This window comes from Pseudomonas sp., assembly GCF_046581935.1.
Taxonomy (GTDB): Bacteria; Pseudomonadota; Gammaproteobacteria; order Pseudomonadales; family Pseudomonadaceae; genus Aquipseudomonas.
The window spans coordinates 417,098-429,548 of record NZ_JAYGFK010000014.1 but is presented as its reverse complement, the minus strand read 5'-3'; the positions used below and the strand labels follow the sequence as shown (position 1 = coordinate 429,548).

Here is a 12,451-nt window from a genome sequence, read left to right as displayed (position 1 = left end):
TAACTAGCTCCTAACGCTTGTGGCCAGTGTCCAATTTGCGCTCCAGATGCATGGAGTAGCGGGACATACTAAAACAGAAGATCCAGTAAACCAGGGCTGCAAACACGTAGCCCTCAGTCGACATACCAAGCCAGGCTGGGTCGGTGGTGGCTTGTTTGATGCTGTTGAGCAGATCAAACAGACCAATGATGATCACCAGACTGGTGTCTTTGAACAACGCAATGAAGGTGTTGACGATACCCGGGATCACCAGCTTCAGCGCCTGCGGCAAAATCACCAAGCCCATCATCCGCCAGTAGCCCAACCCCATCGCCGCAGCCGCTTCATATTGGCCTTTCGGGATGGCCTGCAAGCCGCCACGCACCACTTCGGCGATGTAGGCCGACTGGAACAGAATCACCCCGATCAGTGCGCGCATCAGCTTGTCGAAGCTCATGCCTTCAGGCAGGAACAGCGGCAACATAACCGAGGACATAAACAGCACGGTGATCAACGGCACGCCGCGCCAGAACTCGATAAACGTCACGCAGAGAACCCGGATAGCCGGCATATCTGAACGACGCCCAAGCGCCAGCACAATACCCAAAGGCAAGGCTCCTGCAATACCGACGGAGGCGATCACCAGCGTCAGCATCAAACCGCCCCAACGGCTGGTGGGTACGTTCTCCAGACCGAAGTGACCACCGTGCAGCAGCACGTATGCCAGGATCGGGTAGACCACCAAAAAGCCCAAGCCATACAGCGCTTTGCGCGGCATCTGCGGCAGGAACAACGGCGCAGCGCCAATGATCGCAGCCCACAAGGTCAGGTCTACGCGCCAGCGCAGTTCAGTCGGATAAAAGCCGTACATAAACTGACCAAAACGCTGTTGGATAAACACCCAGCAGGCACCATTGCCGGTGCAGTCAGCACGGGTTGTACCCGCCCAATCAGCACTGAAAATCGCCCAGTCGAGCAGCGGTGGAATCATCAACCAGACCAGGTAGGCGGCCAAGATTGTCAGCAGGGTATTGGGCACACTGGAGAACAAGTTGCTACGTAGCCAGCCGACAGCGCCAACACTCAGGCGCGGTGGTGGAAGATCAGGTTTAAACGTATGAGTTTGCATGGCTGCTCCTTACCGCTCGATCAGCGCAATGCGCTTGTTGTACCAGTTCATGAACAGCGAAATGCTAATGCTGATCGCCAAGTACACACTCATGGTGATGGCGATCACTTCAATCGCCTGCCCGGTCTGATTGAGCACCGTACCGGCGAACAACGACACCATGTCCGGATAGCCGATACCGGCTGCCAGTGAGGAGTTCTTCGCAAGGTTGAGGTACTGGCTGGTCAGGGGTGGAATAATCACCCGCAGCGACTGCGGAATAATCACCAGACGCAAGGTTTTACCGACCGGCAAGCCCAGCGAGCGAGCCGCTTCAGTCTGCCCGTGGCTTACCGCCTGAATACCCGAGCGGACGATTTCAGCGATAAACGCTGCCGTGTAAATCGTTAGCGCCAGGGTCAACGCGATTAGCTCGGGAATCATCACCCAGCCACCGCGAAAGTTGAAACCCTTCAGCTCCGGAGTCTGCCAAGACAGCGGGTTACCGGACAACGCGATGGCTATGCCAGGGATGACGATCAGCATTGCCAACGAGGTCAACAACAGCGGAAACGGTTGTCCGGTTTTCTCAAAGCGTGCGCGCCCCCAACGAACCATGAAAACGATTGCAACGATGGTCAGTAGTAACGCCATGAAGAACGGCATGAACGCATCTGTCGCCGAAGGCGAAGGCAGATACAAACCACGGTTGTTAATGAAGAACATGCTGCCAAATTCAAGGCTCTGCTTCGGACTCGGCATGGAAAGCATGACGGCAAAGTACCAGAAGAAGATTTGCAGCAGAGGCGGGATATTGCGGAAGGTCTCGATGTAAATAGTCGCCAGCTTATTGACCAGCCAGTTAGGCGAAAGTCGGGCGATACCCAGAATGAACCCAAGTAATGTGGCACCCACAATACCGATACCCGAAACCAGCAGGGTATTGAGTAAGCCAATTACAAAGACCCGACCGTAAGAGTCACTCTCGGTGTATTCGATCAGGTGTTGCGCGATACCAAAGCCGGCACTGTTATTGAGGAACGAGAAACCGGAGGTAATCCCGCGTTTGTCCAGGTTGGTCTGAGTGTTGTCAAACAGAAACCAGCCCAGCGCTACAACAGCGATAACGGCAAGAATTTGAAATAGCCAAGCACGCACCTTGGGGTCGGTCCAAACCGATCCACCCGGGCGCGGGACATTTGCAGTGGTTTGCATAGAAGCCCTCTTGGAACCCCCATGCCCGCATCAGCGGGCATGGGGTTCGCATCAATCAGAACAATGTTAGCCACTCAGGAAGAGTGGCTAACAATCGACAGTTAGCGCACCGGCGGTGCGTACTGCAGACCACCTTTGTTCCACAGGGCGTTGAGGCCACGTTCGATCTTCAGCTCACTGCCGGTACCGACGTTGCGCTCGAAGCTCTCACCGTAGTTACCCACTTGCTTAACGATCTGTACTGCCCAGTCTTTCGGCAGTTTCAGGTCTTTACCAAACTCACCTTCAGCACCGAGCAGACGAGCTACGTCGGGGTTCTTGGTGGATTTAGCCTGTTCCACAACGTTTGCCGAAGTGATGCCCAGCTCCTCAGCGTTAACCATCGCGTACAGCGACCAGCGCACGATGTCGAACCACTCTTCGTCACCCTGGCGTACAACCGGACCCAGTGGCTCTTTCGAGATCACTTCCGGCAGCACTACGTAGGATTCTGGATCGGCCAGTTTGATGCGCTGTGCGTACAGCTGCGATTGGTCGGAAGTCAGCACGTCGCAACGGCCAGCTTCAACCGACTTGGCGCTCTCGTCAGAAGTATCGTAGGTGATTGGGGTGTACTTCATGCCGTTGGCACGGAAGTAGTCGGAGAGGTTCAGCTCGGTGGTAGTACCTGCTTGGATGCAGACAGTCGCGCCGTCGAGTTCCTTGGCGCTGGAAACGCCGAGTTTCTTGTTAACCAGGAAGCCTTGACCGTCGTAGTAGTTAACGCCGGCAAAGTTCAGGCCCAGACCTGCATCACGCGAGCTGGTCCAGGTGGTGTTACGCGAAAGGATATCGACTTCGCCGGATTGCAGCGCAGTGAAGCGCTCCTTGGCGGTCAGCGGGCTGTATTTAACCTTGGTCGCATCGCCAAACACCGCGGCTGCAACAGCGCGGCATACGTCAACGTCGAGACCCAGATAGTTGCCTTTCTCATCAGCGTAGGAGAAGCCAGGCAAACCATCACTAATACCGCACTGTACGAAACCTTTCTTCTGGATTGCGTCAAGCGTAGCGCCTGCATGAGCGAAACTGCTGACACCGAGAACAGCGGCGGTAGTCAGTACTGCCAATGTGGATTTCACCATCTTCATTAAAACCTCCAGTTGCTTTTGTTGTGTTTGGAGTCTCGGCCCTACCACCGTACCCTTGTGGGGCTCGTTGAGTGTGTCGGCAGCAACACACTCAACCGGGGTTCAGGCCTTAGTTCGAGTCTAGTTGCCTATTGCTCTAGCGGCCATAAACTCTCACCCGCCCATTATTTGAATGGGCTTGAGACAGATAACAAGTGACTGGTTGCACAGCATGCAGCGCCTGGCGAACCGTTTGAAAGCCTCTTACAAAGCATTTCAGTCTGCTCCGCGTCCAATTAACTGGCAGTGTTACCACCACCGAACAACGTCATCAGTCCCTAGGGTGTATAGCAAGGCCCGTACCAGCATTGAGCCATAAGCACCATACGGAGAGGTCAAGAGCAAAACTTGCACCCTGGCGACAACTTCTTTCTAGAATCGCCTCCTTAAAAAACTTACCGCGCACCAAAACAGCGCGCACGCACCACTGCGGAGCCCCATATGAACCAACCGTTGATTCTTCAGCCCACACTTACTGCCGACTCGTGCGTTATTTGGTTGCACGGCCTCGGTGCCGACCGCACTGATTTCATGCCAGTTGCCGAGGTTCTGCAGCAACGCTTACGCACAACCCGCTTCGTCCTGCCACAGGCACCTACTCAAGCGGTAACCATCAACGGCGGCTACGCCATGCCCAGTTGGTACGACATTTTGGCCATGAGCCCGGCACGAGCGATCAACCGTGAACAACTGGAGGCCTCGGCTCAGCAGGTTATAGAGCTGATAGAAGCGCAGCGTGACAGCGGAATCGACCCAGCACGCATCATCCTCGCCGGTTTCTCCCAGGGCGGCGCCGTGGTGTTGCATACCGCGTTCCTGCGCTGGCAGTTCGCCCTAGGTGGAGTAATGGCCTTATCAACCTACGCGCCAACCTTCAGCGACGAAATCACCCTCGCAGATACAAAAAGACAACTGCCGGTACTGTGTTTGCATGGCACATTCGACGACATCGTATTGCCGGCCATGGGCCGTGCAGCCCATGACTACCTGAGCGCCTCTGGCGTCAGCGTGCAATGGCGTGATTATCCGATGGGCCACGAGGTGGTGAATGAGGAAATCCGCGACATCGCCGACTGGCTGGAGCAACAGCTCAACAGTTGATTGTCTTCAAGCGAGAATATCCATGCCTGCCATCCCAGCGATAAAAACCCTGCATGATATCCAGCAGATTGAGCAAACCCCTCTGGCCGAACGCGGCCTGCCGGCCAGCACTTACGAGCTGATCCGCCGCAGCGCCGAGGCTCACGGGGATGCACCAGCACTGTCATTTATCCTCCAGGGCACGCCCGATGAGCAGGCTTACCGCCTCACCTATCGTCAGTTGCTGGGCAAGGTCACCCAGACCGCCAACGCTTTCCATCGCCTGGGGCTAAGTACGAGCAAGGCGGTGTCGTTTCTACTGCCTAACCTGCCGCACACCCACTTCACCATCTGGGGCGGCGAAGCAGCTGGGATCGTCAATGCAATCAACCCACTGCTTGATCCGGAGCATATTGCCGAGCTGATCCACGCCTCCGATTCAGAACTGCTGGTAACCCTGGCGCCATTCCCTGGCACTGACTTGTGGGCCAAAGTTGAAGGCCTGCGTGACCGCCTACCTGACCTCAAAGCGATTATCTGTGTCGATATGGCCAATCTGCTGCCAGAGCCGCAACGCACTGCGCTCAAGGAGCAACGCGGTCCTCTGCCTGATGACGTATTGGATTTTGATGAACTGATCGCTGCCTGCCCAGATGATCACCTGGAAAGCGCTCGGGTAATTGAAGCCTCAGACATTGCCAGCTACTTCCATACAGGCGGTACCACAGGCACGCCAAAACTGGCACCGCACAGCCACGGCAATGAAGTGGCGATGGCCTACAGCATGAATATGGTCACACGCTTCGCGCCGGGTGATGTAACCCTCTGTGGCCTGCCCCTGTTCCACGTAAACGGTGTAATCGTCACCGGCCTAACCGCCTTTATTGGCGGAGCCGAAGTATTACTGGCCACCCCGCAGGGCTACCGCAACAGCGCGCTGATTGGCAATTTCTGGAAAATCATTGAGCGCCACAAGGTCAGCTTCTTCAGTGGCGTGCCAACCATCTACGCCGGCCTCCTTCAAGTACCCAGTGAGGGCCATGACCTCAGCTCGTTGAAGTACGCCCTGTGCGGCGCCGCACCGATGCCTGTGGAGCTAATCCGTCAATTCGAGAGCAAAACCGGGCTGACCCTGATCGAAGGCTACGGCCTAACCGAAGGCACCTGCGGCAGTTGCGCCAACCCGCCTGCTGGCGAACGCCGCCCCGGCTCCATCGGCCTGCCAATGCCCTATTGCGAGGTGAGCATCAAAGTACTCGACGAACAGGGCGACTATTTAAGAGAGGCTGGCCGCAATGAAATCGGCAACCTGTGCATCCGTGGCGCTACGGTGTTCAAGGGTTACCTGCAAACCAGCAAGAATAACGGCATCTGGGTTGATGGCGACTGGTTCAACACCGGCGACCTGGGCCGCGTGGATGCTGACGGCTATATCTGGCTGACCGGGCGCAGCAAGGATCTGATCATCCGTGGAGGCCACAACATCGACCCGCAGATGATCGAAGAAGCGCTGCACAAGCACCCGGCAGTAGCCATGGCCGCAGCGGTCGGCAAGCCCGACGAGAAAGCCGGCGAACTTCCAGTGGTGTATGTCCAGCTCAAGCCTGGCGCGCAGATAAATGAAGCCGAGTTGCTCGCGCACGCCGCCGAGCACATTCCAGAACGCGCCGCGATACCCAAAAACGTCTGGATAATCGAATCCATCCCACTCACTGCGGTAGGCAAAACCTTCAAACCAACACTGCGCTTCGATGCTATCAGTCGCGTGTACCAAGCCGCACTGGCAGAACTGGACCACCACTTACGCGTTGAAGTAATCAGTGACGACAAACGCGGGCAAGTCGCTCACATCTACCTACCAACCGACCAAGCAGAGCTTGCCGACGCCATAGCCAGACGTTTGGCCGGGTTTTCCGTAAGCATAGAACTGCATATAACTGACTAAGCCATCAGCTGACACTTGGTCATAGCCAAATTGTGACCAACCATTCAACTTCAAGACCACTGGTCGCCCAGCGACCACTCAAGGATTGTCAGCTTACAAACAGCAGAATATGTTCAGGCTTGGTGAACATCCTTAATGCATGGAGCGCGAGCGATGCCCAACAAACCTGAGACACAACAACACTTATGCATTCGATGAAAAGCGCCGACTGGCAGGGTGACCTGCAACAAATCCGTCATCTGCGACTATTTAACAATGTCGCTGCGAGCAACATCGGTCAGCTGCTCAAGGAGTTTCGTGCCTGCGACCTGGAGACTGACGAAGTATTGCTCTCGCCCTTCAATCGCAATCAGTACCTTTACCTGCTGCTCGAAGGCCAACTTCACGTCCACTTAGGTTCACTCGACAGCCCGCCTGTGAGTACCCTGAAAGCCGGCGACTGTGCCGGCGAAATCAGTTTTATCGACAATGAACACCCTTCTGCCTATGTAGTGGCATCCGAGCCCTGCTGCGTACTGCGCCTACACCGCGCGTCACTCATCAACCTGTTCCAACAATCCCCCGAAGTCATGCAGAACTTACTGGAACTGCTCTGCGACCGGGTGCGGCAAGGTAATCGAATCATTCTCGACAGCGAACAGACCGCCAACATCGATGCACTAACAGGCACCTACAATCGCCGCTGGCTAGAAAATATCTTTGAACGCGAAAGCACCCGCAGCGCCTTTAATGCAAGCCCGCTATGCATGCTTATGCTGGATGTCGACCACTTCAAAGCCTACAACGACCAGCACGGCCACCTCGCTGGCGACTATGCCTTGTGCATGCTGGCACATACCTTACGCAGCCAACTGCGACCCAAAGACAGCCTGACCCGCTTCGGCGGTGAGGAGTTTGTCATTCTGCTGCCAGAAATTGGCCTTGATGAAGCCCGCAGCATTGGCGAGCGGTTGCGTCTGTCACTACACCATATCGAATCCTTTCACTCACCGATTGGCGTACTGCCTGGCATTACCGTGTCCATCGGTATGGCGCAAATTCAAGCCAAGGAGAGCCTACAAGGCCTGATCGCCCGAGCTGACAGCGCGCTGTACCAGGCCAAGCAGAAAGGCCGCGATTGCCTCTGCGGCTAAAGGCTTACTCATAAACTAACGAGCCAGCCACAAGTAAAACCATCACATGCCCCGTCATGCTTGCTAGAGTGCTGCGCATAACAACAATGTCCGGCGGCACTTCTCTATGCGTAAGATCCTGATCACCCTACTAGTCCTCCTATTGATCGCGGCCGGCGGTGTCTTTGCACTGCCCTCGGTACTTGACCGTAGGATGAACAGCGTCGAATCCCCTGCCCCTTATCCTGCTAACGAACCCGCCAAGCAGTTGCATCAACAACTATTTGTCGCCGACTTACATGACGACTTACTGCTCTGGGAACGCGACCTGCTCAAGCGCTACGATTTTGGCCACTCCGACCTGCCGCGCATGCTCGAAGGCCATGTCGCGCTGCAAGTATTCTCCACAGTGACCAAGACACCGCGCGGCCTCAACTACGAGCGCAACAGCGGCGACACTGACAACATCACCCTGCTGGCCATGGCCCAGCGCTGGCCCCGAGAAACCTGGGATAGCCTGCTACAACGCGCCTTATATCAAGCGCAGAAGCTGCAGCAAGCTAGCGCCGACAGCCAAGGCCGCCTGGTGATGATCAAAACCCGTGGTGACTTGAGCCGCTTTATCAGTGCCTGGCAGAAAGACCCACAACGGCTTGCGGCGATTCTCGCCACAGAGGGTTTGCAGCCGATCGAGGGCAAACTGGAAAACATCGACACGCTCTATAACGCCGGTTTTCGCATCGCGGGTCTGACCCACTTTTTCGATAACGAAGTAGGTGGCTCCGCCCACGGTCTGGAAAAAGGCGGTCTGACGCCACTTGGACGTCTGGTAATCAAGCGTCTGGAAGCAAAAGCCATGCTGATTGACCTCGCCCACGCCTCGCGGCCACTGATCGACGATGTACTGGGCATGGCGACGCGACCACTACTGGTCTCCCACACTGGCGTTGAGGGCACCTGTAAAGGCACTCGCAACCTCAGCGACAAACACCTGCACGCTATCGCCGCCACCGGCGGGGTAATTGGCATCGGTTACTGGGATACCGCCGTTTGTGCCACTTCGGTTGAGGCCATCGTTAAAGCCATCCGCTATACCGCAGATAAAATTGGCGTCGAACATGTCGCGCTGGGCTCGGACTTCAACGGCACCATACATGCGCCATTCGACGTGACCGGCCTGCCACAACTTACCGAAGGGCTACTCAACGCTGGCTTCAAACACGATGAGATCGCCGCCATCATGGGCGGTAACGTGCAGCGACTGCTGTTAAGTAGCCTGCCAACAGACTGAAAACGACCGCAACCTAAGGCCGCCAGCCGTGATCTGGCGTGGCACTTCGCCGCGCCGGCTTCTTGCTTTACACTGGCGGCCGTTCACTCCTTAACCAATTGATGAGATGACCGTGCTCAAAGCACTCAAGAAAATATTCGGCAAAGCCGAGGGCGCACAGCCCAGCCCAGCAAGTCAGCCTGTAACGCCCAGCACACCGCGCGCCACGCTGGATGCCAACGCGGACACCCCTCAGCGCAGTGAAAAGCCGCGCACCGCTGAAACCGCTGAAAAGTCGCCACAGCGCCAGGAAAAACCGCTAAAGCCGCGTCGCGAGCGCCCAGCCAAACCAGTCGACACCTGGAAACTGGAAGACTTCGCCGTTGCTCCGACTGAAGGCAAGACACGCTTTCACGATTTCAAGCTCTCTCCCGAGCTGATGCATGCCATCCATGACCTCGGTTTCCCCTACTGCACGCCGATCCAGGCGCAAGTACTGGGTTATACCCTGAGCGGCCGCGACGCCATTGGCCGCGCCCAGACTGGCACGGGCAAAACCGCAGCCTTCCTGATCTCGATCATCACCCAGCTGCAGCAAACCCCCGCGCCGAAAGACCGCTACATGGGTGAGCCGCGCGCGCTGATCATCGCCCCAACTCGCGAACTGGTGGTGCAGATCGCCAGGGACGCTGCAGACCTGACCAAATACACCGGGCTTAACGTGATGAGTTTTGTCGGCGGCATGGACTTCGACAAACAGCTCAAGCTGCTTGAATCACGCTTCTGCGACATTCTTGTCGCCACTCCGGGTCGCCTGCTCGACTTCAACCAACGCGGTGAAGTGCACCTCGACATGGTCGAAGTGATGGTGCTCGACGAAGCCGACCGCATGCTCGACATGGGCTTTATCCCGCAAGTGCGGCAAATCATCCGCCAGACGCCGATGAAGGGCGAACGCCAAACCCTGCTGTTCTCCGCGACCTTCACCGAGGACGTGATGAACCTGGCCAAACAGTGGACCACAGAACCTGCCATCGTTGAAATCGAGCCGGAAAACGTCGCCAGCGACACGGTCGAGCAGCACGTCTATGCCGTCGCCGGCAGCGACAAATACAAGCTGCTGTACAACCTGATCACGCAGAACGACTGGATCCGCGTGATGGTTTTCGCCAACCGCAAGGACGAAGTGCGGCGCATCGAAGAACGCCTGACCCGCGACGGCATCAGCGCCGTACAGATGTCTGGCGATGTACCGCAGCACAAGCGCATCCGTGCTTTGGAAGGCTTCCGTGAAGGCAAAATCCGCGTGATGGTCGCCACAGATGTGGCCGGTCGCGGCATTCACGTTGACGCCATCAGCCACGTAATCAACTTCACCCTGCCGGAAACACCGGACGATTACGTGCACCGCATCGGCCGTACCGGCCGCGCTGGCACTAGCGGTACCTCGATCAGCTTCGCCGGTGAAGACGACGCCTACGCCCTACCCGCCATCGAAGCCCTGCTAGGCCGCAAGATAGCCTGCGAAATGCCACCGGATGAGCTGCTGAAACCGGTGCCACACAAGCACTGATCTACGCTCAACGAAAAAGGCGAAGCCCAACGGCTTCGCCTTTTTATGCTTTGCGATCCAGCTCGACCAGCCACGGGCCGATGCTGTGCAACATTACAAACCACTCCAGATAATTCGTATGCCAGCCAAGCAGTTCGCCTGCTGTCAGGGTGCAAACAACTCCAGCTGTTCGTGCCTGCCGCGCAGATCATGTAAACGCACACCCACCCCAAGTAAACGCACGGCTTTGTTGCCACGGGCAAAGGCGGCGCTCAGCAGGCGTGTGTAACTGTCCAGATCACGTCGCGCGCCAGACTGCTCCAGGGTGGTCTGGCTGAAATCATGGAACTTGATTTTGACGAAGGGTTTATCCGGCCGATAACTTGGGTCAAGCCGCGCCATGCGTGTGGCCAGCTCCTCCAATAGCGCCGGCAACTGCTGCAAACAGGCCGCTAGATCTGGTAGGTCTTTATCGAAGGTGTTTTCCACGCTGACCGACTGCCGCCGGCTGTCGTTGTGCACCGCGCGCTCGTCGATGCCATGCGCCAGCCCCCACAGGCGCTCACCAAAACTACCGAACTCCTTGACCAGCGCGAGCTTGTTCCAGTCACGCAGGTCGCTGCAGGTACGGATCCCCAAACGCCCTAGTTTGTCAGCCGTGACCTTGCCTACGCCATGCAGCTTGTTTACCGCTAAGGCCGCAACAAAATCATCGACCTGATCCGGGGTGATCACAAACAAACCGTTAGGTTTTTTCCAATCGCTGGCGATCTTGGCCAGGAATTTATTCGGTGCCACACCAGCGGAAACGGTGATGTGCAACTCCTGCGAGACCCGCCGGCGAATGTCCTGGGCGATGCGCGTGGCGCTGCCGGCAAAGTGCGGGCTAGCGGTTACATCCAGATAGGCTTCATCAAGCGACAAGGGCTCGATCAGATCGGTGTAATCACGAAAGATCGCCTGAATTTCCCGTGACACCGTCTTGTAAACATCCATGCGAGGCTTGACGATCAGCAAGTCCGGGCACAGCTTCAATGCCTGCCCAGAGGCCATCGCCGAGCGCACGCCATAGCTACGCGCTTCATAGTTACACGTGGCAATCACCCCGCGCCGCTCCGCCGATCCGCCCACCGCGAGAGGCTTACTGGCCAAGCTCGGATCATCACGCATCTCGATCGCCGCATAGAAGCAATCACAGTCCACGTGGATGATTTTTCGGCTATTCATTGCCAAGCTCACAACATCTGACTACTGCACAGGGGTATGCACGGGAGCAGACGACTTGGCCTCAGCAGCGGCATCCTCCGACTTATTGATGTAGGACTGGATCATCAAAATGACGATCAACATAAACGCCGCAATCGGCAATAACTTGGTTTTTGCTGCCACCGCTACACCGCACCCCGGACATGTCTTAGCCTCAGCGGGCACCTGCACACCACAGGCTTTGCACTTAACGCTCATAAATACCTCCTATTTAATGGTCACGGACTCTAGCCCAACCGCCAGGTTGCAGGCTATGGCGAAAGCATTACCGCCTGTTCAATCAGGCTCTATTACAGCGCTGATTAGTCCGCAAATAACCTGACGCGTTGCTAAGCACCTGAATAAAAACAACTTCCACCCATCTTTAGGTTGACACACAGCGTTCAGACGCTACAATGGCGACCGCGGGATGGAGCAGCCTGGTAGCTCGTCGGGCTCATAACCCGAAGGTCGTCGGTTCAAATCCGGCTCCCGCAACCAGATACTCAGAAAAGGCCACTCAATCGAGTGGCCTTTTTTGTTTCTCTAGATCCACGATTTAAGTTATTGATTAAAAACCAATAATCGATTGACAGAAGATCATATCTATATAGAATGTGCGGCGCGGGATGGAGCAGTCTGGTAGCTCGTCGGGCTCATAACCCGAAGGTCGTCGGTTCAAATCCGGCTCCCGCAACCAGATACTCAAAAAGGCCACTCAATCGAGTGGCCTTTTTGTTTTTGCGCCTTTCATAATCCCCAGGCTATTGCTGGCC

Annotated in this window: 10 protein-coding genes and 2 tRNA genes; 7 read left to right on the top strand and 5 right to left on the bottom strand. The window is 56.4% G+C overall.

Translation table 11 applies throughout. The annotated features are described in order from the left end of the window. Nucleotides 1-10: 10 nt before the first annotated feature. From VCA57_RS12830 to VCA57_RS12820, 3 genes are all read right to left on the bottom strand, one after another. Entirely contained in the window at nucleotides 11-1,108 is a 1,098-nt protein-coding gene (locus tag VCA57_RS12830; RefSeq protein ID WP_411185414.1) for an amino acid ABC transporter permease, read from the bottom strand. 9 nt (nucleotides 1,109-1,117) lie between these two features. Next, nucleotides 1,118-2,302 (bottom strand): amino acid ABC transporter permease, encoded by a 1,185-nt coding sequence (locus tag VCA57_RS12825; RefSeq protein ID WP_411185413.1) that lies wholly within the window; start codon nucleotides 2,300-2,302, stop codon nucleotides 1,118-1,120. 101 nt (nucleotides 2,303-2,403) lie between these two features. Continuing rightward, on the bottom strand, nucleotides 2,404-3,432 hold the full coding sequence (locus tag VCA57_RS12820) for an amino acid ABC transporter substrate-binding protein (protein WP_411185412.1): 1,029 nt from the start codon (nucleotides 3,430-3,432) through the stop codon (nucleotides 2,404-2,406). Between the two features lie 480 nt (nucleotides 3,433-3,912). Here VCA57_RS12820 and VCA57_RS12815 point away from each other — a divergent pair, with 480 nt between their 5' ends. The 5 genes from VCA57_RS12815 (at nucleotide 3,913) to rhlB (ending at nucleotide 10,451) form a co-directional block, all read left to right on the top strand. Next, nucleotides 3,913-4,572 carry an alpha/beta hydrolase gene (locus VCA57_RS12815; RefSeq protein ID WP_411185411.1) on the top strand — a complete coding sequence of 220 codons (660 nt, stop codon included), beginning with the start codon at nucleotides 3,913-3,915 and terminating at the stop codon, nucleotides 4,570-4,572. Nucleotides 4,573-4,594: 22 nt separating this feature from the next. Further along, entirely contained in the window at nucleotides 4,595-6,496 is a 1,902-nt protein-coding gene (locus tag VCA57_RS12810) for an acyl-CoA synthetase (protein WP_411185410.1), read from the top strand. Nucleotides 6,497-6,690: 194 nt separating this feature from the next. Then, a complete protein-coding gene (locus VCA57_RS12805; RefSeq protein ID WP_411185521.1) occupies nucleotides 6,691-7,629 on the top strand; it encodes a GGDEF domain-containing protein in 939 nt (312 codons plus the stop codon). Nucleotides 7,630-7,735: 106 nt separating this feature from the next. Then, entirely contained in the window at nucleotides 7,736-8,899 is a 1,164-nt protein-coding gene (locus VCA57_RS12800) for a dipeptidase (RefSeq protein ID WP_411185409.1), read from the top strand. A 112-nt stretch (nucleotides 8,900-9,011) separates the two neighbouring features. Beyond that, the gene (gene rhlB, locus VCA57_RS12795; RefSeq protein ID WP_411185408.1) at nucleotides 9,012-10,451 is read left to right on the top strand and encodes an ATP-dependent RNA helicase RhlB; all 1,440 of its coding nucleotides are present in this window, start codon (nucleotides 9,012-9,014) and stop codon (nucleotides 10,449-10,451) included. A 144-nt stretch (nucleotides 10,452-10,595) separates the two neighbouring features. On the opposite strand, the gene dinB is transcribed toward rhlB, so the two are convergent. Beyond that, entirely contained in the window at nucleotides 10,596-11,657 is a 1,062-nt protein-coding gene (gene dinB / locus VCA57_RS12790) for a DNA polymerase IV (protein ID WP_411185407.1), read from the bottom strand. 21 nt (nucleotides 11,658-11,678) lie between these two features. After that, a complete protein-coding gene (locus VCA57_RS12785) occupies nucleotides 11,679-11,894 on the bottom strand; it encodes a hypothetical protein (RefSeq protein ID WP_411185406.1) in 216 nt (71 codons plus the stop codon). 205 nt (nucleotides 11,895-12,099) lie between these two features. Here VCA57_RS12785 and VCA57_RS12780 point away from each other — a divergent pair. Then, nucleotides 12,100-12,176 (top strand) — tRNA-Met (locus VCA57_RS12780). A 122-nt stretch (nucleotides 12,177-12,298) separates the two neighbouring features. Then, nucleotides 12,299-12,375 (top strand) — tRNA-Met (locus VCA57_RS12775). The last annotated feature ends 76 nt before the right edge of the window (nucleotides 12,376-12,451 follow it).

What these genes read in the sequence shown, in the direction of transcription:
- VCA57_RS12830 (WP_411185414.1), bottom strand. Translation starts at nt 1,108, where the DNA reads ATGCAAACTCATACGTTTAAACCTGATCTTCCACCACCGCGCCTGAGT.
- VCA57_RS12800 (WP_411185409.1), top strand. Translation starts at nt 7,736, where the DNA reads ATGCGTAAGATCCTGATCACCCTACTAGTCCTCCTATTGATCGCGGCC.
- VCA57_RS12810 (WP_411185410.1), top strand. Translation starts at nt 4,595, where the DNA reads ATGCCTGCCATCCCAGCGATAAAAACCCTGCATGATATCCAGCAGATT.
- dinB (WP_411185407.1), bottom strand. Translation starts at nt 11,657, where the DNA reads ATGAATAGCCGAAAAATCATCCACGTGGACTGTGATTGCTTCTATGCG.
- VCA57_RS12785 (WP_411185406.1), bottom strand. Translation starts at nt 11,894, where the DNA reads ATGAGCGTTAAGTGCAAAGCCTGTGGTGTGCAGGTGCCCGCTGAGGCT.
- VCA57_RS12805 (WP_411185521.1), top strand. Translation starts at nt 6,691, where the DNA reads ATGAAAAGCGCCGACTGGCAGGGTGACCTGCAACAAATCCGTCATCTG.
- VCA57_RS12825 (WP_411185413.1), bottom strand. Translation starts at nt 2,302, where the DNA reads ATGCAAACCACTGCAAATGTCCCGCGCCCGGGTGGATCGGTTTGGACC.
- VCA57_RS12820 (WP_411185412.1), bottom strand. Translation starts at nt 3,432, where the DNA reads ATGAAGATGGTGAAATCCACATTGGCAGTACTGACTACCGCCGCTGTT.
- VCA57_RS12815 (WP_411185411.1), top strand. Translation starts at nt 3,913, where the DNA reads ATGAACCAACCGTTGATTCTTCAGCCCACACTTACTGCCGACTCGTGC.